Genomic DNA, 25,730 nt, shown 5'->3' with positions numbered 1-25,730 from the left:
GGCAGGGTGAACGAAATCAGGCCGAAGTAGTTCAGCGTCAGCGCCCCGAGGACGGTGGCGAAGATACCGAACTGCGCCGCCGCCCCCAGCAGCAGGGTGCGCGGGTTGGCCAGCAGCGGGCCGAAGTCGGTCATCGCCCCGACGCCCATAAAAATCACCAGCGGCGCGATGCCCGAGCCAATCGCCACCTTATAGAAGATGGCCAGCACCCCGGCGGAGTAGCCCATGTCCACCGCCAGGCTCTCCATCTGCCCCTGCACCGACGGCAGGGCCAGGGCCAGCGCCTCCTTAATGGCGTGGACGTCCGGCGCGCAGTGGAGCTTCGCGGCAATCACCGCCAGCTGCGCCGGGTCGTGGTGGGCCAGCAGGCTCTCCAGGGCGCTCAGCGCCAGGCCGGCCTCCGGGATGTTCGACAGCAGGCCGCCGAAGCCAATCGGCAGCAGCAGCAGCGGCTCGAACTTCTTCGCAATCGCCAGCCAGAGCAGCAGCAGGCTGACCAGCAGCATCACCGCCTGGCCGAACCCCAGGTGCATCAGCCCCATCCCCTGAATCAGGGCGTTCAGACTTTCCATTTCCGCTCCTCGTCGTTACGCCAGCTGCAGCAGGGTGTCGCCGACCGCCACCGCATCGCCGGCTTTCACCGCGATACCGCGGACGGTCCCGGCCCGGGCGGCGCGGATTTCGGTCTCCATCTTCATGGCTTCCAGAATCAGCAGCACCTCGCCTTCGGCCACCGTCTGGCCCTCGCCGGCAATCACTTTCCAGATAGTGCCCGCCAGCGGCGCGGTGACCGGGGTGCCGGCGCCGGCCGGGGCGGCGGCAGGAACCGGTGCGGAAGACGGGGTGGCCGCCGTCAGCTGGCTGACGTCGCCGCCGTCGCTGACCTTCACCACAAAGGCTTTGCCTTCCACTTCCACGGTGTAGACGCCGGAGGCGGCGGCTTTCCCCGGCGCGGCAGGCCTGGCGTCTTCCACCTGCGGCACCGGTTCAAAGGCCGCCGGGTTATGGCGGTTTTCGAGGAACTTCAGGCCGGGCTGCGGGAACAGGGCCACGGTGAGCACGTCGTCGATGGCGTTCTCCGCCAGCTGAATATTCTTCTCCCGCGCCTGGCGCTTCACATCGGCTTCCAGCTGCGCCAGCTCCGGCTTCAGCAGGTCCGCCGGGCGGCAGGTGATGGCCTCAGCGCCGTCCAGCACCCGCGCCTGCAGGGCGGCGTTCACCGGCGCCGGGGTGTGGCCGTACTCACCTTTCAGAATGCCCGCCGTTTCTTTAGCGATGGTTTTGTAGCGCTCGCCGGTCAGGACGTTGAGCACCGCCTGGGTGCCGACAATCTGCGAGGTCGGGGTGACCAGCGGGATGAAGCCGAGGTCCTCGCGCACGCGGGGGATTTCCGCCAGCACTTCATCCAGACGGTGGGCGGCATTTTGCTGCTTCAGCTGACTTTCGAGGTTGGTGAGCATCCCGCCCGGCACCTGGGCCACCAGAATGCGGCTGTCGGTGCCCTTCAGCTGGCCCTCGAAGGCGTGGTACTTCTTACGCACCTCGCGGAAATACGCCGCGATGCTCTCCAGCTTGTGGATATCCAGCCCGGTGTCGTGCTCAGTACCCGCGAGGGTGGCCACCAGCGCTTCGGTGGCCGGGTGGCCGTAGGTGGCGCTCATCGAGGAGATGGCGGTATCGACGCCGTCGACGCCGGCTTCAATGGCCTTCAGCAGGGCCATCTCCGCCATGCCGGTGGTGGCATGAGCATGCAGGTGCAGCCTGACGTCATAGCGCTTCTTGATTTCGCTGACCAGCTCAAAGGCGGCGCCGGGGGTGAGAATGCCGGACATGTCTTTAATCGCGATGGAGTCGACGCCGGTCTCCAGCAGCTGTTCGGTGAGGTCGAGCCAGGTCTGCAGGGTGTGGGCCGGGCTGGTGGTGTAGCTCAGGGTGCCCTGGGCGTGGGCGCCGTGGCTGCGGACCGCCTGCAGGGCGGCCTGCATGTTGCGCGGGTCGTTCATGGCGTCGAAGACGCGGAAGACGTCCATGCCGTTTTTGACGGCGCGCTCCACGAAGCGTTCGACCACGTCGTCGGCGTAGTGACGGTAGCCGAGCAGGTTCTGGCCGCGGAGCAGCATCTGCAGCGGGGTTTTCGGCATCGCCTTTTTCAGCTCGCGCAGGCGGACCCACGGGTCCTCGCCGAGGAAGCGGATGCAGGCGTCAAAGGTGGCGCCGCCCCAGCACTCCAGCGAGCGGTAGCCGACGTCGTCAAGCTGAGCGGCGACGGGGAGCATATCGTCGAGACGCAGACGGGTGGCGAACAGGGACTGGTGGGCGTCGCGCAGGACGACATCGGTAATGGCAACGGTCATGAATTCCTCCGTGAATTAAGGGTGAAGACGGCGGTGGTGGTGAATGGCGGCGACAATCGCCGGCGTTAAGCGGGCGAAGTCGTCGGCGGGCGCAACGGCGGGCAGTGGCGTCGCTTTTGGCGCCGCAGCCGGTTCGGGGAAGAAGCGGTTGACGGCGGCGGACATCCCCCGGATGGCGAAAATCAGCAGAAACAGAAACGCCAGCACGAACCCCATGCCGAGGCACATCAGGGTGAAGCCTTCACCCAGCAGTACAGCTTCAGTCATTGAAAGACCCTAAAGTAAGGGCACGACGGCGTGTTTGAAGGTTAACCAAACGATACTTCCGGCTAAGGAGTAGGGGGGATTTCCCGAAGCCGCCCCCGGCTCTGGCCCCTAACTGGCATCGCTGTGGTTGACGCTCAAACATCGCCATCGTGCGTGTTGGTTACATCATCATGCCGAACACAATGCTGGCGATGACCAGCACAATACCGCCGCCCAGACGGGAGGAGATTTGCGCATAAGAGATAAGATTCATACGGTTACAGGCAGATAGCACTTCCAGGTCGCCTGAGCCGCCGCGGTTAGCCATGCACAGGCCTGCGGTGATGGCGGATTCGATCGGGAAGAAGCCAATCATCCAGCCGCCGATGGCCGCCCCGACGACAGCACCCACGACGATTACCGCAGCGATGATGACGTTCGCGAAGGTAATCGCGTCGATAATTTCCTGCAGGTCGGTGTAGCACACGCCGACGCCGACCATCAGTACCCACAGCAGCTGCTTAGAGAAGAAGTCAGACAGACGTTTGGCCCCGGCTTTGATCTCCGGCGAGCAGAGGCCGGAAGCGTTCAGCGCCGCGACGATCAGCACCATCCAGGCGAAATAGTGGATTGAGACACCGCCAATGCTTGGCAAAATTTTCTTGGCAATGACGTAGGCCAGCAGGAAACAGGTGGTGGCGAGCACCAGGCCGACCGCCGTTTCGCGATGGGTAATCTGGCCTGCTTTTTCATCATCATCGACTTTAAAGGAGGCTTTACGTACCAGTTCGCCTTCCCCGCTCAGCCAGGTGTGTTTTTTACCGATAATATCGAGCAGCGCGGCAAAAACGATGGCGAAGATATTGGCGATGGTCAGAATGGCAATCGCGGTGGAGTAGTACTCTTCACGGGAGCGGCCGGTGACGGAGTGATAAATTTCAGACAGCGGAACCGCGCCTGCGCCGTTGCCGCCGCCCATAATTGGCAGGACGTACAGCATCATGATGCGGTCTACGGAAATACCGAAGCACAGGCCGATGATAATCCCGAAGATAGATGCGCCGAGGATCCCCATAAGGATCGTCGGAATATAACCCAGCAGCGATTTCAACAGTAGTTTACGGTTAACCGAGAGAATGGCGCCAGTTATCAAAACTGCGATGAATAAGTTCAGGAAGTTGCTTTTATCCATCACATTAGTGATTGCATCAATTTCTTTTTGGGTAAAAATGCCTGCGTAAACGAAATAAGCGGCGACGAGGAAGATCATCACCGGCGCGCCGCCAATATATTTATTAAATATCGGCAGCCGCTTGCCAATCTCGCCAAAGATGGCGCCGATAATAAACATAATGGCAAAGCCGCCAACCAGGTCGGTGGGTAACGCATTAAAGAAGTGGGAAAGTAATAGCGTAATTAACGCAAACGCATAAAGGGGTAACGGCATGCCGAAGATTTTAAATCCCAGCAGGTCGCTTACGCCCTTTTTCTCCGTCGCCGGAGCCTGGCTCATGTTAGTCATAAACGTTATCCTGTTTATCAATGAAGTAATAAGACTGGCGCATAGTAATAAATAGATTCAGTGTTAAGGTGTGATAACCTTCACTGAATACTCGTGTTTTTAATTAATTTAATTATTTTTATTATGCTGAATGAATTAACAACATAAAAACCATAAAGCCAATTAAGCGACGGGAAAAATTGTGATTTAAATACAAGAATCGATAGCCGAACGCTGGCGAAATACAGGTCGTTTTGGAATAACGAAGCGCTAAAAAATGACTCTGATATTAAAACGCGTTCTGCTACGGAAGGATAAATCGCGGCGAGAGGCGATTGACCTCTTTCTCCGTCAGCATCAGCTCTCATTAGAGGCTGATTGCGAAATGGCCATTGTCGCCGAGTATCAGCAGCGGCTGGTCGGCTGCGGCGCCATCGCCGGCAACGTCCTGAAGTGCATCGCTATCGACCCCTCGCTGCAGGGGGAGGGGCTGAGCCTTAAGCTGCTGACAGAATTACTCACCCTGGCCTACGAGCTGGGGCGCAGTGAACTGTTTTTATTCACTAAGCCCTGTAACGCCGCGCTCTTTGCCGGCGCCGGATTCTGGCCAATCGCGCAGGCCGGCGATCTCGCCGTGTTACTGGAAAATAGCCGCGAACGGCTGACCCGCTACTGCCGCCAGCTGGCGATGTACCGTCAGCCGGGACGCAAAATAGGCGCTATCGTGATGAACGCCAACCCGTTCACGCTCGGCCACCGCTGGCTGGTGGAGCAGGCGGCCCGTCAGTGCGACTGGCTACACCTGTTTGTGGTGAAAGAGGATGCCTCCCGTTTCACGTATCAGGATCGCTACACGCTAATCGAAAAAGGGATTGCCGGCATCGACAAGGTAACGCTGCATCCCGGTTCGGCATATCTCATCTCGCGGGCCACCTTCCCCGGCTACTTCCTCAAAGAACAGGGGATGGTGGATGACTGCCACAACCAGATCGATCTCCAGCTGTTCCGCGAACATTTAGCCCCGGCGCTGAAGATAACCCATCGTTTTGTCGGCACTGAGCCGCTGTGTTCGCTGACCCGCCATTATAACCAGCGTATGAAAGCGTTGCTGGCAGCGCCAGGCGACGCGCCGCCTGTTGAGGTGGTTGAGCTGGCGCGGATCGAAAAAAACGGCGGGCCGATATCGGCTTCCTGGGTGCGCGAACTGTACCGGCAGCGCAACTGGCAGGCGGTGGCGGCGCTGGTGCCGCCGGGAACCCTCTCTTTTCTGATGCAACTGGCGGAAAGCGAACATCAAACCGCCTGATTTTTACGCCATAACAAAGGATTTGCCTCTATGGAAATGAAGATTGACGCCCTGGCCGGCACGCTGGAGTCCAGCGATGTGATGGTCAGGATTGGGCCGGCGACGCAGCCGGGCATTCAACTGGAGATCGACAGCATTGTGAAGCAGCAGTTTGGCGATGCGATTGAGCAGGTGGTCAGAGAAACCCTGACGCAACTCGGCGTTAGCCAGGCCAACGTGGTGGTGGATGATAAAGGGGCGCTGGAGTGCGTTCTGCGCGCCCGGGTTCAGGCTGCGGCCCTGCGCGCGGCGCAACAGTCTCAATTGCAATGGAGCCAGCTATGAAACCACGTCGCAGTATGCTGTTTATCCCCGGCGCCAATGCCGCCATGTTAAGTACTTCATTCGTTTACGGCGCCGATGCGGTGATGTTCGACCTTGAAGATGCCGTTTCGCTGCGCGAGAAAGATACCGCTCGCCTGCTGGTGTATCAGGCGCTGCAGCATCCGCTGTATCAGGATATCGAAACCGTGGTGCGCATTAACCCGCTAAATACGCCGTTTGGTCTGGCCGACCTGGAAGCGGTGGTACGCGCGGGTGTGGACATGGTACGTCTGCCGAAAACCGACAGCAAAGAAGATATTCATGAACTGGAAGCCCACGTTGAGCGGATTGAACGCGAGTGCGGCCGGGAAGTGGGTAGCACCAGGCTTATGGCGGCCATCGAGTCGGCGCTGGGGGTGGTAAACGCGGTCGAGATCGCCCGCGCCAGCCCGCGTCTGTCGGCCATCGCGCTGGCGGCCTTCGACTACGTTATGGATATGGGCACCTCCCGCGGCGACGGCACTGAGCTGTTCTATGCCCGCTGCGCCGTGCTGCATGCTGCACGGGTCGCCGGCATCGCCGCCTATGACGTCGTGTGGTCGGATATTAATAATGAAGAGGGCTTCCTCGCGGAAGCGAATCTGGCGAAGAACCTCGGCTTCAACGGGAAATCACTGGTCAACCCGCGCCAGATCGAACTGCTGCACCAGGTCTATGCCCCGACGCGAAAAGAGGTCGACCATGCGCTGGAGGTGATTGCCGCGGCGGAAGAGGCAGAGTCGCGCGGTCTGGGCGTGGTGTCGCTGAACGGCAAGATGATCGATGGACCGATTATCGACCACGCGCGCAAAGTGGTGACGCTTTCAGCTTCCGGTATTCGTGATTAAGGGGAATAAGATGAAAGAGACAGTAGCAATGCTCAATCAGCAGTATGTGATGCCGGAAGGATTGACCCCTTACAGCGGCGTGACGGCGAAAAGCCCATGGCTGGCCAGTGAGACGGAAAAGCGGCGGCGTAAAATCTGCGACTCGCTGGAAACGGCAATCCGTCGTTCCGGCCTGCGAAACGGCATGACCATCTCGTTCCACCACGCGTTTCGCGGCGGTGACAAAGTGGTCAATATGGTGGTGGCGAAGCTGGCGGAGATGGGCTTTCGCGATCTGACCCTGGCGTCCAGTTCGCTTATCGACGCTCACTGGCCGCTGATCGAGCATATTAAAAACGGCGTGATCCGCCAGATCTACACCTCCGGCCTGCGCGGGAAGCTCGGCGAGGAGATCTCCGCCGGGCTGATGGAAAATCCGGTGCAGATCCACTCTCACGGTGGTCGCGTACAGCTGATCCAAAGCGGTGAGTTGTCCATTGACGTGGCGTTCCTCGGCGTTCCCTGCTGCGATGAGTTTGGCAATGCCAACGGCTTTAGCGGTAAGTCGCGCTGCGGCTCGCTGGGCTACGCGCGCGTTGATGCGGAACATGCCAAATGCGTCGTGCTGTTGACCGAAGAGTGGGTGGACTACCCTAACTACCCGGCCAGTATCGCCCAGGATCAGGTGGATCTGATCGTTCAGGTGGACGAAGTAGGCGATCCGGAAAAAATCACCGCTGGCGCCATTCGTCTGACCAGCAATCCGCGCGAGCTGCTGATCGCCCGCCAGGCGGCGAAAGTGGTTGAACACTCCGGTTACTTTAAAGAGGGTTTCTCACTGCAGACCGGTACCGGCGGCGCCTCGCTGGCGGTGAGCCGCTTCCTGGAAGACAAAATGCGCCGCAACGGTATCACCGCCAGCTTCGGCCTTGGCGGCATCACCGGGACGATGGTCGATCTGCATGAGAAAGGGCTGATTAAAACGCTGCTCGACACCCAGTCGTTCGATGGCGATGCGGCGCGCTCGCTGGCGCAGAACCCGAACCACGTCGAAATCTCTACCAATCAGTATGCCAGCCCGGGTTCCAAAGGGGCCTCCTGCGAGCGCTTAAACGTGGTAATGCTCAGCGCGCTGGAAATTGACACCGACTTTAACGTCAACGTGATGACCGGCTCCAATGGCGTGCTGCGCGGCGCGTCAGGCGGTCATAGCGATACCGCCGCCGGCGCGGATTTGACCATCATTACCGCGCCGTTAGTTCGCGGCCGCATTCCCTGCGTCGTGGAAAAGGTGCTGACCCGCGTGACGCCGGGAGCCAGCGTGGATGTGCTGGTCACCGACCATGGCATTGCGGTAAACCCGGCGCGCCAGGACCTGATCGACAATTTACGCAACGCCGGTATTGCGCTGATGACCATTGAGGAACTGCAGCAGCGCGCGGAGTTGCTGACGGGCAAACCGAAAGCGATCGAATTTACCGATCGGGTGGTGGCGGTAGTCCGCTATCGCGACGGTTCGGTCATCGATGTGATCCATCAGGTGAAAAACAGCGACTAAGCGCAGAGGGGAAAGGCTATGAGCGACGTGTTAATTCAACCTCCGCGTGTGCTACGCGGAAAACCACTGAGCGCCGAAGAGGTGGTCAGCGCGGTAGAGCGCGCGCTGTTGACCGAAGTTCGCCTGACCCCTAAGCCCGGGCTGGTGGATATTCGTAACGCTGGCGCGCACCGGGATATGGATCTGGCCTCGTTTGAGGCCAGTACCGCGGTGGTGGCGCCGTGGATGGAGAAGTTTTTTATCATGGGCCACGATACCGCGGCGGTCGCGCCGGAGCAGGTGTTGATGATGCTGCGTCCGGTGGGAATGGCCTGCGAGAACGATATGCTGGAGGTCACCGGCGGGGTGAATACCCATCGTGGGGCGATCTTCGCTTTTGGCCTGCTCAGCGCGGCAGCGGGCAGGCTGGTCTCGAAAGGCGAGCCGATAGAGCAGCACCGGCTTTGCGACCAGGTGGCGCGCTTCTGTCGCGGCATGGTTATGCAGGAATTGTCCTCCGCCAGTGGGGAACGGCTGAGCAAAGGCGAGATGCATTTTCTGCGTTACGGCTTCTCCGGCGCCCGCGGCGAGGCGGAGAGCGGATTCCTGACTGTGCGCACCCAGGCATTACCGGTCTTTAACCGCATGATGGAGGAGACCGGCGACAGCAATCTGGCGCTACTGCAAACCCTGCTGCATCTGATGGCATGGAATGATGACACCAATCTGGTGTCACGCGGTGGGCTGGCCGGATTGAACTATGTCCAGCAGGAGGCGCAGCGGCTGCTGTGGCAGGGCGGCGTGCTGGCTGACGGTGGGCTGGAGGCGTTGCGCCAGTTTGATGACGATCTGATTGCCCGCCATCTTAGCCCCGGCGGTAGCGCCGATCTGCTGGCGGTGACCTGGTTTTTATCCGCGTTTCCCGCCGGCGCGCTTTTCCCGCTGTAACCCTCTGCAACATCGCCCTCGCCCGCACCGTGCGGGCGGGGCATCATCATTCGCATCCTGGTTCTCACTGCGTAAACGAGGAATTGCGGCACAATCATATAGTTTTTACTGATATCGTCCGCCGTTTGTCATAAATTTCTAATTATCGGCGTTTTTGAGTAGCGGCCCGCTGACGGGCTGGTTACTCTGAAAACAATTTACGTAATGTTAACAAAAGAGAATAGCTATGCATGATGCACAAATCCGCGTGGCCATCGCCGGCGCGGGCGGCCGGATGGGACGCCAGTTAATTCAGGCTGCGCTGCAGATGGATGGAGTGGCGCTGGGCGCGGCGCTGGAGCGTGAAGGATCCAGCCTGGTGGGCAGCGACGCCGGCGAGCTGGCGGGCGCCGGCAAAGCGGGCGTCACGGTGCAGAGCAGCCTGACGGCGGTAAAAGATGATTTCGACGTGTTGATCGATTTTACCCGCCCGGAAGGCACGCTGAACCATTTGGCGTTTTGCCGCGACCACGGCAAAGGGATGGTCATCGGCACCACCGGTTTTGACGACGCTGGCAAGCAGGCGATTAGCGATGCCGCGCAGGAGATTGCCATTGTCTTTGCCGCTAACTTTAGCGTCGGCGTCAATGTTCTGTTAAAGCTGCTGGAGAAGGCGGCGAAGGTGATGGGCGACTACACCGACATCGAAATTATCGAAGCGCACCATCGGCATAAAGTGGATGCGCCGTCAGGCACCGCGCTGGCGATGGGCGAAGCGATCGCCGGGGCATTGAACAAAGATCTCAAGGACTGCGCAGTCTACAGTCGTGAAGGCCACACTGGCGAACGCGTCCCGGGCACCATTGGCTTCGCGACCGTCCGCGCGGGGGATATCGTCGGTGAACATACAGCGATGTTTGCTGATATTGGCGAACGTATTGAGATCACCCATAAAGCCTCCAGTCGGATGACATTTGCTAATGGCGCTGTTCGCTCTGCATTATGGCTGAAAGGCAAGAAAAATGGCCTCTTTGATATGCGAGACGTGCTGGAACTGAATAGTTTATAACGATTATTACCCATCGTGATGTGGTTATTGCTATCAATAAGTTATTGATGCAAGGGGCAATATTTTGTTGCCCTTTTTTATTTTTAGCTATTTTTGTTTGTTGTTCATCTGAGAAGGCTATAAGTTTGGATGTTGTTCGGTTTTTTAGTGAACGAAATGTAAATTTTGACCATTTGGTCCACTTTTTTGCCGTTCAGCGCCAGGTTTTACACTCTTCGCCGTCCGCAAGCGTTTTCTCAGCCAGGTTTGTTGATCTTTTTGGCGTAAAAATCACGTGTTATGCGCCAGTGGCGTAAAATGACATTAAAAATCTCCGCTTTAAGTTGACTTTTATCCGACATCTCTCCAGAATGCCGCCGTTTGCCAAAAATCTGCGGGCAACAGATTTGCATTGATTCAGATCGTGTTTATGAATTAATATGCAAATAAAGTGAGTGGATATTCTCTGGAGGATGTTTTGATTAAGTCAGCGCTATTGGTTCTGGAAGACGGAACCCAGTTTCACGGTCGGGCCATCGGGGCAACCGGCACGGCGGTTGGGGAAGTCGTTTTCAATACTTCAATGACCGGTTATCAAGAAATCCTCACTGATCCTTCCTATTCCCGCCAAATCGTCACTCTTACTTATCCTCATATTGGTAATGTCGGCACCAACGCCGCCGATGAAGAATCTTCTCAGGTACATGCTCAGGGTCTGGTTATTCGCGACCTGCCGCTGATTGCCAGCAACTTCCGCAGTACCGAAGACCTCTCTTCCTATCTGAAGCGCCATAACATTGTGGCGATTGCCGATATCGATACCCGCAAGCTGACGCGTCTGCTGCGTGAGAAAGGGGCGCAGAACGGCTGCATCATCGCGGGCGACAGTCCGGATGCCCAGCTGGCGCTGGAAAAAGCGAAAGCGTTCCCTGGCCTGAACGGCATGGACCTGGCGAAAGAAGTGACCACCGCAGAAACCTACAGCTGGACGCAAGGCAGCTGGACCCTGGCGGGCGACCTGCCGGAAGCGAAAGCGGAAAGCGAGCTGCCGTTCCACGTCGTCGCGTATGACTTCGGCGCGAAACGCAACATCCTGCGCATGCTGGTTGACCGCGGCTGCCGCCTGACGGTGGTGCCGGCGAAGACTTCGGCGGCGGATGTGCTGGCGCTCAATCCGGACGGCATTTTCCTCTCCAACGGTCCTGGCGACCCGGCGCCGTGTGATTACGCTATCGACGCGATTGAAAAATTCCTGGAGACCGATATTCCGGTGTTCGGCATCTGCCTCGGCCATCAGCTGCTGGCGCTGGCGAGCGGCGCCAAGACCATTAAGATGAAGTTCGGCCACCACGGCGGCAACCACCCGGTGAAAGATATTGATAATAACGTGGTGATGATCACCGCCCAGAACCACGGTTTCGCCGTGGATGAGGCGACGCTGCCGGCCAACCTGCGCGTGACCCACAAGTCGCTGTTCGACGGCACCCTGCAGGGGATCCATCGCACCGACAAGCCGGCGTTCAGCTTCCAGGGCCACCCTGAAGCGAGCCCGGGGCCGCACGATGCCGCTCCGCTGTTCGACCACTTTATCGAGTTAATTGAGCAATACCGTCAGTCCGCGAAATAATCAGGAGTAAAAGAGCCATGCCAAAACGTACAGACATAAAAAGTATCCTGATTCTGGGCGCGGGCCCGATTGTTATCGGTCAGGCGTGCGAGTTTGACTACTCCGGCGCCCAGGCCTGTAAAGCCCTGCGCGAAGAGGGCTACCGCGTTATCCTGGTGAACTCTAACCCGGCGACCATCATGACCGACCCGGAAATGGCCGATGCCACCTACATCGAGCCGATTCACTGGGAAGTGGTGCGCAAAATCATCGAAAAAGAGCGCCCGGACGCGGTGCTGCCGACCATGGGCGGCCAGACAGCGCTGAACTGCGCGCTGGAGCTGGAGCGTCAGGGGGTGCTGGCTGAATTCGGCGTGACCATGATTGGCGCCACCGCCGATGCGATTGACAAGGCCGAAGACCGTCGCCGTTTCGATATCGCGATGAAAAAAATCGGTCTCGACACCGCGCGTTCCGGTATCGCCCACACCATGGAAGAGGCGCTGGCGGTAGCGGCTGACGTCGGCTATCCGTGCATCATCCGTCCGTCGTTCACCATGGGTGGCACCGGCGGCGGCATCGCCTATAACCGCGAAGAGTTCGAAGAGATTTGTACCCGCGGCCTGGATCTCTCTCCCACCAACGAGCTGCTGATTGATGAATCGCTGATCGGCTGGAAAGAGTATGAGATGGAAGTGGTGCGCGATAAGAACGACAACTGCATCATCGTCTGCTCTATCGAAAACTTCGACGCCATGGGGATCCACACCGGTGACTCCATCACCGTTGCGCCGGCGCAGACCCTGACCGACAAAGAGTACCAAATCATGCGTAACGCCTCGATGGCGGTGCTGCGTGAAATCGGCGTCGAAACCGGCGGCTCTAACGTTCAGTTCGCGGTCAACCCGAAAAACGGTCGCCTGATTGTTATCGAAATGAACCCGCGCGTTTCCCGCTCCTCGGCGCTGGCCTCCAAAGCCACCGGCTTCCCGATTGCTAAAGTGGCCGCCAAGCTGGCGGTAGGTTACACCCTCGACGAGCTGATGAACGACATCACCGGCGGCCGTACCCCGGCTTCCTTCGAGCCGTCCATCGACTACGTGGTCACGAAAATCCCACGCTTTAACTTCGAAAAATTCGCCGGCGCCAACGACCGTCTGACCACCCAGATGAAGTCCGTCGGCGAAGTGATGGCGATTGGCCGTACCCAGCAGGAGTCCTTGCAGAAAGCGCTGCGCGGTCTGGAAGTGGGCGCCACTGGCTTCGACCCGAAAGTGAGCCTTGACGATCCGGAAGCGCTGACTAAAATCCGCCGCGAACTGAAAGACGCCGGCGCTGAGCGTATCTGGTACATCGCCGACGCGTTCCGCGCGGGCCTCTCGGTTGACGGAGTCTTCAACCTGACCAACATCGACCGCTGGTTCCTGGTGCAGATTGAAGAGCTGGTCCGTCTGGAAGAGAAAGTGGCGGAAGTGGGCATCAACGGCCTCGACGCTGACTTCCTGCGCACCCTGAAGCGTAAAGGCTTTGCCGATGCGCGTCTGGCGAAGCTGGCGGGCGTGCGGGAAGCGGAAATCCGCAAACTGCGCGACCAGTATGATCTGCACCCGGTCTACAAGCGCGTGGACACCTGCGCCGCGGAATTCGCCACCGATACCGCCTATATGTACTCCACTTATGAAGAAGAGTGCGAGTCCAACCCGTCCGTTGACCGCGATAAAATCATGGTCCTCGGCGGCGGCCCGAACCGAATCGGTCAGGGTATCGAATTCGACTACTGCTGCGTACACGCCTCGCTGGCGCTGCGCGAAGACGGTTACGAGACCATCATGGTCAACTGTAACCCGGAAACCGTCTCTACTGACTACGACACTTCCGACCGTCTGTACTTCGAGCCGGTCACCCTGGAAGACGTGCTGGAAATCGTGCGTATCGAGAAGCCAAAAGGCGTTATCGTGCAGTACGGCGGCCAGACGCCGCTGAAGCTGGCGCGCGCCCTGGAAGCCGCAGGCGTACCGGTTATTGGTACCAGCCCGGACGCTATCGACCGTGCGGAAGACCGTGAGCGCTTCCAGCACGCGGTTGACCGTCTGAAGCTGAAACAGCCGGCGAACGCCACCGTCACCGCCATTGAACAGGCGGTAGAGAAAGCGAAAGAGATTGGCTACCCGCTGGTGGTGCGTCCGTCTTACGTGCTGGGCGGTCGGGCGATGGAGATCGTCTATGACGAGCAGGATCTGCGCCGCTACTTCCAGACTGCGGTCAGCGTCTCCAACGACGCGCCGGTGCTGCTGGACCGCTTCCTCGACGACGCGATTGAAGTGGATGTCGATGCTATCTGCGATGGCGAAATGGTGCTGATTGGCGGCATCATGGAGCATATCGAGCAGGCAGGCGTTCACTCCGGCGACTCCGCCTGTTCCCTGCCAGCCTACACCCTGAGCAAAGAGATTCAGGATGTGATGCGCGAGCAGGTGCAGAAGCTGGCCTTCGAGCTGCAGGTTCGCGGTCTGATGAACGTCCAGTTCGCGGTGAAAGATAACGAAGTCTATCTGATTGAAGTCAACCCGCGTGCGGCGCGTACCGTGCCGTTCGTCTCCAAAGCCACCGGCGTACCGCTGGCGAAAGTGGCGGCGCGCGTGATGGCCGGTAAGACGCTGGCGCAGCAGGGCGTGACCAAAGAGATCATCCCGCCGTACTACTCGGTGAAAGAGGTGGTTCTGCCGTTCAACAAATTCCCGGGCGTTGACCCGCTGTTAGGGCCAGAAATGCGCTCCACCGGGGAAGTGATGGGCGTCGGCCGCACTTTTGCCGAAGCGTTCGCCAAGGCGCAGCTGGGCAGCAACTCGACCATGAAGAAACAGGGGCGCGCGCTGCTCTCCGTCCGCGAAGGCGACAAAGAGCGCGTGGTCGACCTGGCGGCGAAGCTGCTGAAGTTTGGTTTCGAGCTGGATGCAACCCACGGTACCGCGATTGTGCTGGGCGAAGCCGGCATCAACCCGCGTCTGGTGAACAAGGTGCATGAAGGTCGTCCGCACATTCAGGACCGTATCAAGAATGGCGAATACACCTACATCATCAACACCACCGCAGGTCGTCAGGCGATTGAAGACTCCAAGCTGATTCGCCGCAGCGCCCTGCAGTACAAAGTGCACTATGACACCACCCTGAACGGCGGCTTTGCCACCGCGATGGCGCTGAACGCTGACGCCACCGACAAGGTGATTTCGGTTCAGGAAATGCACGCGCAAATCACCAAATAAGCGCTCCGGCCTGGCCGGATAGCAACAAACCTGGGCTGACGACATCGTCAGCCCATTTTTTTTGGCTGCGGCCATCTTCAGAGAGTTCTGCTTTTAACCCCCTGTCGGGTCAGGCTAACTATAGTTAGCACCATAACGATACCTATTGATGAAAAGACAGGAGGATACAATGCGGAACAATATTCTGGTGGCATCCGCGCTGGCAGCGACGGCAATCATGTTTGTGGCCGGTTGCTCATCGAATCAGTCGATCAAAACCACCGACGGCAAGACCATTGTCACCAGCGGTAAACCGCAGGTGGATGATGATACCGGTCTGGTCTCCTACAAAAATGCCGAAACCGGACGCGTGGAGCAGATTAACCGCGATCAGGTGAAATCCATGGATGAGCTGGATAATTAAGGCCTGACGTTTGCCATTCAGGCGCGCGTTACGTACACCACCGCGACATAAATCACAGTTATCATTGTAAGCGGTTCGCTTAACTGTCTACACTCTTGCTGATTACGACAAGAGCTAACGCAGGCCAATCAATGATTCTGATAATTTATGCGCATCCTTATCCGCAGCATTCTCATGCGAATAAGCGAATGCTTGAACAAGCAGGGACGCTTGAAGGCGTAGAGATACGCTCCCTTTATCAACTCTATCCCGACTTTAATATCGATGTCGCCGCCGAGCAGGCGGCGCTCGCCCGTGCCGATCTGGTTATCTGGCAGCACCCGATGCAGTGGTATAGCGTGCCGCCGCTGCTGAAGCTGTGGATGGACAAAGTGCTGTCGCACGGCTGGGCCTATGGCCATAACGGTATTGCGCTGCGCGGTAAATCGCTGATGTGGGCGGTGACCACCGGCGGCGGTGAAAGCCACTTTGATATCGGTTCGTTTCCCGGTTTTCCGGTGCTGGCGCAGCCGCTGCAGGCCACCGCGCTTTACTGCGGGATGAAATGGCTGCCGCCGTTCGCCATGCACTGCACCTTTATCTGCGATGACGAAACGCTGCAGGCGCAGGCCCGCCACTATCGTCAACGCTTAATCGACTGGCAGGAGGCACATCAGAATGGATAGCCATACGCTGATACAGGCGCTGATTTACCTTGGCGCCGCGGCGCTGATTGTGCCCATCGCCGTCCGCCTTGGGCTTGGGTCGGTGCTGGGCTATCTCATCGCCGGCTGTATTATCGGGCCGTGGGGGCTGCGGCTGGTGACCGACGCCGAGGCGATTCTGCACTTTGCCGAGATTGGCGTGGTGCTGATGCTGTTCGTCATTGGTCTGGAGCTGGATCCGCAGCGTCTGTGGAAGCTGCGCGCTTCGGTGTTTGGCGGCGGCGCGCTGCAGATGGTGGCCTGTGGGGTATTGATCGGCCTCTTTTGCATGCTGCTGGGCCTGCGCTGGCAGGTGGCCGAGCTGATCGGTATGACCCTGGCGCTCTCCTCAACCGCTATCGCCATGCAGGCGATGAATGAGCGCAATTTGACGATGTCGCAGATGGGGCGCAGCGCCTTCGCGGTGCTGCTGTTCCAGGATATCGCGGCGATCCCGCTGGTGGCGATGATCCCGCTGCTGGCGGCCAGCGGCGGCGCCACTTCGCTGATGGCTTTTGCCCTCTCCGCGCTGAAGGTGGCCGCGGCGCTGGCGCTGGTGGTGGTTCTGGGGCGCTATCTGACCCGTCCGCTGCTGCGCTTTGTCGCCCGTTCCGGTCTGCGCGAAGTGTTTAGCGCCGTGGCCCTGTTCCTGGTCTTCGGCTTTGGGCTGTTGCTGGAGGAGGTGGGGCTGTCGATGGCGATGGGGGCGTTTCTCGCCGGGGTGCTGCTGGCCAGCTCCGAGTATCGCCATGCGCTGGAGAGCGATATTGAGCCGTTTAAAGGCCTGCTGCTGGGGCTGTTCTTTATCGGCGTCGGGATGTCGATTGATTTCGGCACCCTGGTTACCCATCCGCTGCGTATTGTGATTTTGCTGGTGGGTTTCCTGGCGATAAAAATGCTGATGCTGTGGCTTATCGCCAGGCCGCTTGGCGTGCCTCGCGCCCAGCGCCGCTGGTTTGCGGTGCTGCTGGGGCAGGGGAGTGAGTTCGCGTTTGTGGTCTTTGGCGCCGCGCGGATGGCGGAGGTGCTGGACGGCGAATGGGCAAAGGCGCTGACCCTGGCGGTGGCGCTGTCGATGGCGGCAACCCCCATTCTGCTGGTGCTGCTGACCCGTCTGGAGACATCGTCCAGCGGCCAGGCGCGTGATGCGGACGAGATTGATGAAGAGCAGCCGCGGGTGATTGTCGCCGGCTTTGGCCGCTTCGGGCAGATCGCCGGGCGACTGCTGCTCTCCAGCGGGGTGAAGATGGTGATCCTCGATCACGACCCGGACCATGTCGATACCCTGCGCAAATTTGATATGAAGGTCTTCTACGGCGATGCCACCCGGGTCGATCTGCTGGAGTCGGCTGGCGCCGAAAAGGCGGAGGTGCTGATCAATGCCATTGACGATCCGCACGTCAGCCTGGAGCTGGTGGCGAGGGTAAAAGAGCATTTTCCGCATCTGCAGATTATCTCCCGCGCCCGCGATGTCGATCACTATATCCAGCTGCGTCAGGCTGGCGTCGAAGCCCCGGAGCGTGAAACCTTCGAGGCGGCGCTGAAATCCGGCCGGATGACGCTGGAGGCGCTGGGGCTCGGCGCGTATGAAGCGCGCGAGCGGGCCGATCTGTTCCGTCGCTTCAACCTGCAGATGGTCGAAGAGATGGTGGCGATGGCGGAAAACGATGCGGCGTCGCGGGTGGCGGTCTTCAAGCGGACCAGCGATATGCTGACTGGCATCATCAACGAAGATCGTCATCATCTGTCGCTGGTGCAGCGTCACGGCTGGCAGGGGACGGAAGAGGGCAGGCACACCGGCGATATCGCCGATGAGCCGGAAAATAAGCCCTCCGCCTGACGTTAATCAGTAACATTTTGTTTTCGTTTGGATCCTGTTCTGGCGGCCCACGGCACGAACGTGGGCTTGCCAGCAAATCAGAAAATTTTCTTATTCTTTACCCTCCGGCCAGTCGACGAAGTTGTACGCTTTCCGTATAGTGGCGACAATTTTTTGTACTCAGGAATGAATGAATGATCAGTCTGATTGCGGCGTTAGCGGTAGATCGCGTCATTGGTATGGAAAACGCCATGCCATGGAACCTGCCTGCCGATCTCGCCTGGTTCAAACGCAACACATTAAATAAGCCGGTAGTGATGGGGCGTCTGACCTGGGAATCCATTGGGCGCCCGTTGCCGGGGCGTAAAAATATCGTGATCAGCAGCAAGCCAGGCAGCGACGATCGCGTGCAGTGGGTCTCCTCCGTTGACGAAGCGATTGCCGCCTGCGGCGATGTGGAAGAGATCATGGTGATCGGCGGTGGTCGGGTTTATGAGCAGTTCCTGCCGAAGGCGCAGAAGCTCTATCTGACCCATATCGATGCGGAAGTGGAAGGCGATACCCATTTCCCGGATTACGATCCGGACCAGTGGGAATCGGTGTTCAGCGAGTTTCATGACGCCGACGCGCAGAACTCCCACAGCTACTGCTTTGAGATCCTCGAACGCCGTTAAGCGGGAAGGATAGCAATGAAAAAACCCCGGTCGCGTCTGGCGTGACCGGGGTTTTCTTTGGCGTGAATTCAGCGCGGATGCCGCTGCCACTATTTTTTCTACGCCAGGTTTCCCGTCGCGGGGGGCGTTTTTCCGGAGCGCTGCCCGGGGTGACAAATGGCACGTAAACGTAGGTCGGGTAAGGCGTTAGACGCCACCCGACACAAACGAGGCTCCGCGCCCGCAGTTCTTGCCCGGCGGCGCTGCGCTTGCGCGGGCCTGGGGGACGGCGCCTGTTTCTTCAGGACGCGACGGCTTCGCCTTCGTCGAGGCTTTTCTGCCGGTTCGACGGCTGGGTAAAGTACTGCTTATCCTCCCAGCGCAGGCAGGTGAGTTCCCCCCCCCAGCAGCAGCCGGTATCCAGCGCGTAAATGCCCTCCGGCGTACCGCGTCCCTCCAGAGACGCCCAGTGGCCAAAGGCAATGCTGTAGGCACTGCTGACCGGTCCCGGAATGGCAAACCACGGCTTCAGCGGCGCCGGGGCGTCCTCGGGCGCTTCTTTCGAGTACATATCCAGCTGGCCGTTCGGGAAGCAGTAGCGCATGCGGGTGAAGGCGTTAGAGATAAAGCGCAGGCGCGCCAGGCCGCTCAGCTCGTTGCTCCAGTGATTCGGCATGTCGCCGTACATGGCATCGAGGAAGAAAGGGTAGGAGTCGCTGGAGAGCACCGCTTCTACATCGCGCGCGCACTGCTGGGCAGTCTCCAGATCCCACTGCGGGGTGATGCCGGCGTGGGCCATCACCAGCTTTTTCTCTTCGTCCACCTGGAGCAGCGGCTGACGACGCAGCCAGTTGAGGAGCTCATCGGCATCCGGCGCTTCCAGCAGTGATTTCAGACGATCCTTCGGCTTGTTGCGGCTGATGCCGGCGAAGACCGCCAGCAGGTGTAAATCATGATTGCCCAGCACCAGTCGCACGCTGTCGCCCAGAGATTTGACATAGCGCAGAACCTCCAGCGACCCCGGGCCACGGGCCACCAGATCGCCGGTCAGCCACAGTGTATCGATCGCCGGGTCGAATTCAACCTGCGCTAATAATGCGATCAGTTCATCGTAGCAACCGTGAACGTCGCCAATAAGGTATGTTGACATTGTTTTAATGAATGAGCGTTGGAACTGCGAGACGGAAAACAGGGATCTCGATACGGAACGGCGCGCCGTCGATATCGATCATCTCATAATGACCCTGCATGGTTCCCAGCGGCGTTTCAATGACCGCGCCGCTGGTATATTGATATTCACCGCCGGCGGGAATATGCGGTTGCTCGCCGACCACCCCTTCACCCTGAACTTCAGTCTCACGACCGTGGCCGTTAGTGATGAGCCAGTAGCGGCCAAGCAGCTGAACCTGACTCCGCCCCAGATTGCGAATGGTGACGGTATAAGCGAAGACGTAGCGCTCTTCTTCCGGAGAAGACTGCGATTCGATATAGACGCTTTGCACCTGAACGCAAACACGAGGCGAATTGATCATGGTTAGCTCTCCTTCGATGGCAGATTGTCAGACAGCCAGTTGGCCATCTGGCAGTACTGCGCCACGGAAATATTTTCTGCACGCATGGCCGGGTCGATGCCCAGCTCGGTCAGCACGTCCACGCTGAACAGATTGCCGAGACTGTTGCGGATGGTCTTGCGGCGCTGGTTGAACGCTTCGGTGGTGATGCGGCTCAGCACCCGGATCTCTTTGACCGGATATGGCATCGTGCTGTGCGGCACCAGGCGGACCACCGCGGAATCGACCTTAGGCGGCGGGGTAAACGCGCTCGGCGGCACTTCGAGTACCGGGATCACCTGGCAATAATATTGCGCCATCACGCTTAACCGACCATACGCCTTACTGTTCGGTCCGGCAACCAGACGATTCACCACTTCCTTCTGCAGCATAAAGTGCATATCGGCAATGGCATCAGTATAGCTGAACAGATGGAACATCAGCGGGGTCGAAATATTGTACGGCAGGTTGCCGAAGACGCGCAGCGGCTGACCCATTTTCTCCGCCAGTTCGCCGAAGTTCATGGTCATCGCATCCTGCTGATAGATGGTCAGCTTCGGCCCGAGGAACGGATGCGTTTGCAGGCGGGCCGCCAGATCGCGGTCCAGCTCGATAACGGTCAGCTGGTCAAGGCGTTCACCGACCGGCTCGGTCAGCGCGGCGAGACCGGGGCCGATTTCAACCATCGCCTGGCCTTTCTGCGGATTAATCGCCGAGACGATGCTGTCGATCACAAACTGATCGTTGAGGAAGTTCTGCCCGAAGCGTTTACGGGCTAAATGGCCCTGATGGACTCGATTATTCATTGGGTATTAACAATCATTTTGATGGCGAGATTAAGCGCCGTGATAAAACTGCCGACGTCCGCTGTTCCCTGGCCCGCTAATTCCAGCGCGGTGCCGTGGTCGACGGAGGTACGAATAAAAGGTAAACCGAGCGTAATATTCACGCCGCGGCCAAAGCCCTGGTATTTTAGCACGGGCAGGCCCTGATCGTGGTACATCGCGAGTACCGCATCGGCATGGTCAAGGTATTTGGGCTGAAAAAGGGTGTCAGCCGGCAGCGGACCGCTGAGGTGCATCCCCTTCGCGCGCATCTCTTCCAGCACCGGAATGATGGTGTCTATCTCTTCCGTTCCCATATGACCGCCTTCGCCAGCGTGCGGGTTAAGCCCGCAAACCAGCACATGCGGCTGGGCAATGCCAAATTTCGTGCGCAGGTCGTGATCGAGAATCGTGATGATCTCGCGCAGCAGGTCGGGCGTTATCGCCTCGCTGATGGCTTTCAACGGCAGATGGGTCGTCACCAGCGCCACCCGCAGCTCCTCGGTCGCCAGCATCATCACCACTTTGCTGGCCTGCGCGCGCTCTTCGAAGAACTCGGTATGACCGGTGAAGGCGATGCCGGCGTCGTTGATGTTGCCTTTGTGCACCGGGCCGGTCACTAACGCCGCAAATTCGCCGCTCAGGCAGCCGTCGCAGGCGCGCGCCAGCGTCTCGACTACGTAGGCGCCGTTTTGTACGTTCAGCACGCCGGGCTCCGCCGGGACGCTCAGCGGTACGTTAAGCAGCGTCAGCGTACCGGCACGCTGCGGAACGGGCGGTTGCGCAGCATCGTATGGCAGGAGAGATAAAGGAAGACCGAGCCTCTGGGCTCGGTCAGTTAACAGGGCGCCGTCGGCGCAGATCACCAGCTCAACTGGCCAGTCGCGCTGGGCAAGCTGCACGACCAGGTCAGGGCCAATCCCGGCGGGTTCGCCGGGAGTGATAACAACTTTACGGGTTTCAGGCATCGATATTAGTTGCTCAGAATTTTAACATACGCACTGGCGCGCTGTTCCTGCATCCAGGTTGCCGCTTCTTCAGAGAATTTGCGGTTCATCAGCATACGGTAAGCACGATCTTTCTGCGCGGCGTCGGTTCTGTCGACCTGACGGCTATCCAGCAGTTCGATCAGATGCCAGCCGAAGGAGGAGTGCACCGGTCCGCTGGTCTGCCCTTTGTTCAGACGCATCAGCGCATCGCGGAACGCCGGGTCGAAGATATCCGGCGTGGCCCAGCCTAAATCACCGCCCTGGTTCGCCGAGCCTGGATCTTCAGAATACGCTTTCGCCGCTTTAGCGAAGGTGGTTTTCCCGCTCTTAATGTCGGCGGCAATCTGCTCCAGCTTAGCCTGAGCCTGCGCATCGTTCATGATTGGCGATGGCTTCAGCAGAATATGACGGGCATGCACTTCGGTGACGGAGATGTTCTGGGTCCCGCCGCGCAGGTCATTCACTTTCAGAATGTGGAAGCCGACGCCGGAACGGATCGGACCGACGATATCCCCTTTCTTCGCGGTGCTTAACGCCTGGGCGAAAATGCCCGGCAGCTCCTGGATACGACCCCAACCCATCTGGCCGCCCTTCAGCGCCTGTTGGTCGGCGGAGTAGGTGATCGCCAGTTTACCGAAGTTGGCGCCGTTGCGTGCTTGCTCAACGATGACATTCGCTTGCTCCTGAGCCGCGGCGACTTCATCAGAGGTCGGGTTCTCCGGCAGCGGGAGCAGGATGTGGCTCAGGTTAAGCTCGGTGCTGGCGTCGTTCTGGTCGCCGATCTGTTTGGCCAGCGCTTCCACTTCCTGCGGCAGCACGGTGATGCGACGACGCACTTCATTGTTACGCACTTCCGAAATCAGCATCTCTTTACGGATCTGGTTACGGTAGGTGTTGTAGTTGATGCCTTCATAGGCCAGACGGCTGCGCATCTGATCCATGGTCATATTGTTTTGTTTGGCGATGTTGGCGATGGCCTGATCGAGCTGGTCGTCAGAGACCTTCACGCCCATCTTCTGCCCCATCTGTAACACGATCTGGTCCATGATCAGTCTTTCGAGGATCTGATGGCGCAGGGTCGCGTCATCCGGTAGCTGTTGGCCAGCCTGACCAGCATTGAGCTTAACCGATTGCATCAAACCATCGACGTCGCTTTCCAGTACGACGCCATTATTGACGACGGCCGCTACTTTATCGACCACCTGGGGGGCAGCGAAACTGGTATTCGCGATCATGGCGATACCGAGAAGCAGCGTTTTCCAGTTCTTCATACTTTTTCCATTTCGATTAACCGCAAATGCGGATGATGTTGTAAACCAGCCGCATCACAGGGAGCTCTGGTACGGTAAAATGTTCGAACGCAGCATCTGCTGGGTGCCGAGGCCGTAATTAGAGCTCAGACCGCGCAATTCGATATTGATTCCGAAGGTGTTGTCGTATTTGCTCTCGCCGCCATTGTTGTTGCTATCCCAACCGTTGACTTTACGTTCGTAGCCAAGACGGATGGCGTAGCAGCAGGAGTTATACTGGACACCCAACATCTGGTTTGCTGCTTTCCGGGTATTGGTATCGTAGTAGTAGGCCCCGACCACGGACCAGCGATCGACGATCGGCCAGCTGGCGGTCATCCCCACCTGCGAGATACCCTCTTTATATTGCGCCGCAGTGGAATATGACGGCAGCGTGGCCTGAATATATTCCGGGCTGGCGTAACGATAGTTAAGCTGGACTAAGCGGTTTTCATCGCGACGGTATTCAATGGTGCCGTTGCCGGTTGCGACGTTATCCAGACGCGTATCGTACTGGATCCCGCCGCGCAGACCCCAGTTATCGGCAATGCGCCAGTAGGTGTCGCCGGCCCATACCAGTGAACCCGTGGTGTCGTTGTTCTCCCAGTTGATGTTGTCATCACCGGTGCGTGACTCGGTGAAATAGTAGATTTGACCAACGGAAATGTTAAAACGTTCCACCGCGGCGGCGTCATACACGCGCGAGGTGATACCGGTAGTGACCTGATTGGCCGACGCGATGCGGTCCAGACCGCTATAGGTACGGTCGCGGAACAGGCCGGTGTAGTCCGACTGCAACAGCGTGGAGTCGTAGCTGCCGATTTCACTCTGATCGCGGTACGGCACGTACAGATACTGCATGCGCGGTTCCAGCGTTTGGGTGAATCCCTCCTGCAGGTCGCGCTCAAAGACCATTTTGCCGTCGATTTTAAACTGCGGCATCACGCGGCTAACGGACTCTTTGTAGTCCGTACCGTTGGCGGCGTTGTACTTATCAAGATTGCTCTGCTGGTAGTGGGTCGCCAGCAGCTTGGCTTCGGTATTCAGACTCCCCCAGCCGTTGGACAGCGGCAGGTTGATCGTCGGTTCGAAGTGAACGCGGGTCGCTTCCGGCATGTTGTTGTTCGAGTTAACAAAATGGGCGACCTGGCCGTACAGATGGGTATCGAACGGACCGACATCGTTCTGGTAGTAGTTGATGTCGAGCTGCGGCTCAGCCGAGTAGGAGTTGCTCGACTCCCGATCGAAGACCTGGAACTGCTTGGTTGAGACCGTGGCGTCAAAGTTCTGATTGACATACCCGGCGCTGAATTTCTGCGTCGCATAGCCGTCGGTACTGGAACCATACTTCGAGCTGAAATCGTTGAAGTAGTCAGGATCGCTGACCTTGGTGTAGTCAGCGTTCAGACGCCACACCTGATCGATAACCCCGGAGTGGTTCCAATAGAACAGCCAGCGGCGGCTGTTGCTGTCGCTGGAGTGGTCGTCTTCGTAGACTTTATCCGACGGCAGGTAGTCAAACTCCGTTAAGCCGCTGCCGAGCTGGGTCAGATAGCGGAATTCGTTTTCCCACATCACGCCGCCGCGCTTGTTCATATAGTGCGGGGTGATAGTGGCATCGAAGTTTGGCGCGATGTTCCAGTAGTACGGCAGGGAGAATTCCACGCCGTTTTTGGTGCTGTATTTCGCGTTCGGGATCAGGAAGCCTGAACGACGCTTATCGCCCACCGGCAGCTGCAGGTAGGGGCTATAGAAAATCGGCACGGAGCCAAGCTTGAAGCGGGCGTTCCAGATCTCGGCAACTTGCTCTTCGCGATCGTGGATAACTTCGCTGCCCACGACGCTCCAGGTGTCGGAGCCCGGCAGACAGGAGGTAAAGCTGCCGTTTTCCAGAATGGTATAGCGGTTTTCGCCGCGCTGTTTCATCAGGTCAGCGGTGCCGCGTCCCTGGCGTCCGACCATTTGATAATCGCCCTGCCAGACGTTGGTATCTTTGGTATTCAGATTCGACCAGGCTTTTGGCCCTTTGAGGATCACCTGGTTATCGTCGTAGTGCACGTTGCCCAGCGCGTCCACCGTGCGCACCGGCTGCGCCTGGCCCGCGGCCTGCTGCTGATGCAGCTGAACTTCGTCGGCGCGGAGGCGGCTATTCCCCTGGTTAATATCGACGTTGCCGGTAAAGACGGCGTTGTCCGGGTAGTTGCCCTTCGCATGATCGGCGTTAATCGTCACCGGCAGATCGCCAGGCCGACCTTCCACGAGCGGACGATCATAGCTTGGCACGCCAAGCATACATTGCGTTGCGAGATCGGCAGCGAGGCCTTGTTGGCTATACAAGGCGCTGGCAATCATCGTAGCCAGGAGGCTGGGAATACGTTTTTTCATACGTTGTATTTATTGTTCCATCATCTTGTGGCAGCGGCTTGCAAACGGTCAGAGCCTAACTTACTCAACTTTATCACGCTAGTGTTAATCCTGCCCGTTTCGAGCCCGAGCGTTAGGCACCCTGTTGAATGACGAGTATGATAAAGCAAATTATAGGCTATGTCCCACAATTGACCGA

At 58.6% G+C, this 25,730-nt stretch carries 22 protein-coding genes; 12 read left to right on the top strand and 10 right to left on the bottom strand.

All coding sequences use genetic code 11. The annotated features are described in order from the left end of the window. The 4 genes from MKR05_RS22875 to citS form a co-directional block, all read right to left on the bottom strand. On the bottom strand, positions 1-572 hold a 572-nt coding region (locus MKR05_RS22875), incomplete at its 3' end, for a sodium ion-translocating decarboxylase subunit beta (RefSeq protein ID WP_284123266.1). Positions 573-587: 15 nt separating this feature from the next. Then, entirely contained in the window at positions 588-2,354 is a 1,767-nt protein-coding gene (gene oadA, locus MKR05_RS22870) for a sodium-extruding oxaloacetate decarboxylase subunit alpha (protein WP_284123265.1), read from the bottom strand. 15 nt (positions 2,355-2,369) lie between these two features. Beyond that, the gene (locus tag MKR05_RS22865; RefSeq protein WP_101989208.1) at positions 2,370-2,621 is read right to left on the bottom strand and encodes an oxaloacetate decarboxylase subunit gamma; all 252 of its coding nucleotides are present in this window, start codon (positions 2,619-2,621) and stop codon (positions 2,370-2,372) included. A gap of 160 nt (positions 2,622-2,781) precedes the next feature. After that, positions 2,782-4,122: a citrate/sodium symporter CitS gene (gene citS, locus MKR05_RS22860; RefSeq protein WP_023291938.1), complete on the bottom strand. Its 1,341-nt coding sequence runs from the start codon at positions 4,120-4,122 to the stop codon at positions 2,782-2,784. Between the two features lie 256 nt (positions 4,123-4,378). Between citS and citC the strand changes: the two genes are divergently transcribed. From citC to folA, 12 genes are all read left to right on the top strand, one after another. Continuing rightward, positions 4,379-5,407 carry a [citrate (pro-3S)-lyase] ligase gene (citC, locus tag MKR05_RS22855; protein ID WP_087825019.1) on the top strand — a complete coding sequence of 343 codons (1,029 nt, stop codon included), beginning with the start codon at positions 4,379-4,381 and terminating at the stop codon, positions 5,405-5,407. Between the two features lie 30 nt (positions 5,408-5,437). Continuing rightward, positions 5,438-5,731: a citrate lyase acyl carrier protein gene (gene citD, locus MKR05_RS22850; RefSeq protein ID WP_023291940.1), complete on the top strand. Its 294-nt coding sequence runs from the start codon at positions 5,438-5,440 to the stop codon at positions 5,729-5,731. Beyond that, the gene (gene citE / locus MKR05_RS22845; protein WP_087825020.1) at positions 5,728-6,597 is read left to right on the top strand and encodes a citrate (pro-3S)-lyase subunit beta; all 870 of its coding nucleotides are present in this window, start codon (positions 5,728-5,730) and stop codon (positions 6,595-6,597) included. The genes citD and citE overlap by 4 nt, the downstream gene beginning before the upstream one ends. Positions 6,598-6,607: 10 nt before the next feature. Continuing rightward, the gene (citF, locus tag MKR05_RS22840) at positions 6,608-8,134 is read left to right on the top strand and encodes a citrate lyase subunit alpha (protein WP_032429096.1); all 1,527 of its coding nucleotides are present in this window, start codon (positions 6,608-6,610) and stop codon (positions 8,132-8,134) included. Between the two features lie 18 nt (positions 8,135-8,152). Then, positions 8,153-9,061, top strand: coding sequence for a triphosphoribosyl-dephospho-CoA synthase CitG (gene citG, locus MKR05_RS22835; RefSeq protein WP_032453157.1), 909 nt, complete (start codon positions 8,153-8,155; stop codon positions 9,059-9,061). A gap of 226 nt (positions 9,062-9,287) precedes the next feature. Continuing rightward, positions 9,288-10,109: a 4-hydroxy-tetrahydrodipicolinate reductase gene (gene dapB, locus MKR05_RS22830; RefSeq protein ID WP_023291944.1), complete on the top strand. Its 822-nt coding sequence runs from the start codon at positions 9,288-9,290 to the stop codon at positions 10,107-10,109. A 457-nt stretch (positions 10,110-10,566) separates the two neighbouring features. Then, the gene (gene carA / locus MKR05_RS22825; RefSeq protein WP_023291945.1) at positions 10,567-11,715 is read left to right on the top strand and encodes a glutamine-hydrolyzing carbamoyl-phosphate synthase small subunit; all 1,149 of its coding nucleotides are present in this window, start codon (positions 10,567-10,569) and stop codon (positions 11,713-11,715) included. 17 nt (positions 11,716-11,732) lie between these two features. Beyond that, positions 11,733-14,957: a carbamoyl-phosphate synthase large subunit gene (gene carB, locus MKR05_RS22820; protein ID WP_004204267.1), complete on the top strand. Its 3,225-nt coding sequence runs from the start codon at positions 11,733-11,735 to the stop codon at positions 14,955-14,957. A 169-nt stretch (positions 14,958-15,126) separates the two neighbouring features. Beyond that, positions 15,127-15,360 carry a YgdI/YgdR family lipoprotein gene (locus MKR05_RS22815; protein ID WP_002888059.1) on the top strand — a complete coding sequence of 78 codons (234 nt, stop codon included), beginning with the start codon at positions 15,127-15,129 and terminating at the stop codon, positions 15,358-15,360. 131 nt (positions 15,361-15,491) lie between these two features. Continuing rightward, complete coding sequence (gene kefF, locus MKR05_RS22810; RefSeq protein ID WP_004204269.1) at positions 15,492-16,025, top strand: glutathione-regulated potassium-efflux system oxidoreductase KefF; 534 nt, start codon at positions 15,492-15,494, stop codon at positions 16,023-16,025. Then, the gene (kefC, locus tag MKR05_RS22805) at positions 16,018-17,883 is read left to right on the top strand and encodes a glutathione-regulated potassium-efflux system protein KefC (protein ID WP_101989207.1); all 1,866 of its coding nucleotides are present in this window, start codon (positions 16,018-16,020) and stop codon (positions 17,881-17,883) included. Before kefF ends, kefC begins: the two co-directional genes overlap by 8 nt. 173 nt (positions 17,884-18,056) lie before the next feature. Continuing rightward, positions 18,057-18,536, top strand: a complete 480-nt coding sequence (gene folA, locus MKR05_RS22800) for a type 3 dihydrofolate reductase (protein ID WP_004204271.1) — start codon at positions 18,057-18,059, stop codon at positions 18,534-18,536. A 280-nt stretch (positions 18,537-18,816) separates the two neighbouring features. Here folA and apaH read toward each other — a convergent pair whose 3' ends face one another. Genes apaH through lptD form a run of 6 tightly spaced genes read right to left on the bottom strand, consistent with a single transcriptional unit; the run spans position 18,817 to position 25,552 of the window. Further along, positions 18,817-19,665 (bottom strand): bis(5'-nucleosyl)-tetraphosphatase (symmetrical) ApaH, encoded by an 849-nt coding sequence (gene apaH, locus MKR05_RS22795; RefSeq protein WP_023291949.1) that lies wholly within the window; start codon positions 19,663-19,665, stop codon positions 18,817-18,819. Between the two features lie 4 nt (positions 19,666-19,669). After that, positions 19,670-20,047, bottom strand: coding sequence for a Co2+/Mg2+ efflux protein ApaG (gene apaG, locus MKR05_RS22790; RefSeq protein ID WP_004204274.1), 378 nt, complete (start codon positions 20,045-20,047; stop codon positions 19,670-19,672). A gap of 2 nt (positions 20,048-20,049) precedes the next feature. Beyond that, positions 20,050-20,871 carry a 16S rRNA (adenine(1518)-N(6)/adenine(1519)-N(6))-dimethyltransferase RsmA gene (rsmA, locus tag MKR05_RS22785; RefSeq protein WP_023291950.1) on the bottom strand — a complete coding sequence of 274 codons (822 nt, stop codon included), beginning with the start codon at positions 20,869-20,871 and terminating at the stop codon, positions 20,050-20,052. Next, positions 20,868-21,857 carry a 4-hydroxythreonine-4-phosphate dehydrogenase PdxA gene (pdxA, locus tag MKR05_RS22780; RefSeq protein WP_023291951.1) on the bottom strand — a complete coding sequence of 330 codons (990 nt, stop codon included), beginning with the start codon at positions 21,855-21,857 and terminating at the stop codon, positions 20,868-20,870. Before pdxA ends, rsmA begins: the two co-directional genes overlap by 4 nt. 5 nt (positions 21,858-21,862) lie before the next feature. After that, positions 21,863-23,149, bottom strand: coding sequence for a peptidylprolyl isomerase SurA (gene surA, locus MKR05_RS22775; RefSeq protein ID WP_064155373.1), 1,287 nt, complete (start codon positions 23,147-23,149; stop codon positions 21,863-21,865). A gap of 54 nt (positions 23,150-23,203) precedes the next feature. After that, the gene (lptD, locus tag MKR05_RS22770) at positions 23,204-25,552 is read right to left on the bottom strand and encodes an LPS assembly protein LptD (protein WP_032429098.1); all 2,349 of its coding nucleotides are present in this window, start codon (positions 25,550-25,552) and stop codon (positions 23,204-23,206) included. Between the last annotated feature and the right edge of the window lie 178 nt (positions 25,553-25,730).

The organism is Klebsiella sp. K5-204 (assembly GCF_030128585.1).
Taxonomy (GTDB): Bacteria; Pseudomonadota; Gammaproteobacteria; order Enterobacterales; family Enterobacteriaceae; genus Klebsiella; species Klebsiella quasipneumoniae.
The sequence above is the reverse complement of the archived record's forward strand: the minus strand, read 5'-3'. Positions and strand labels throughout refer to the sequence as shown.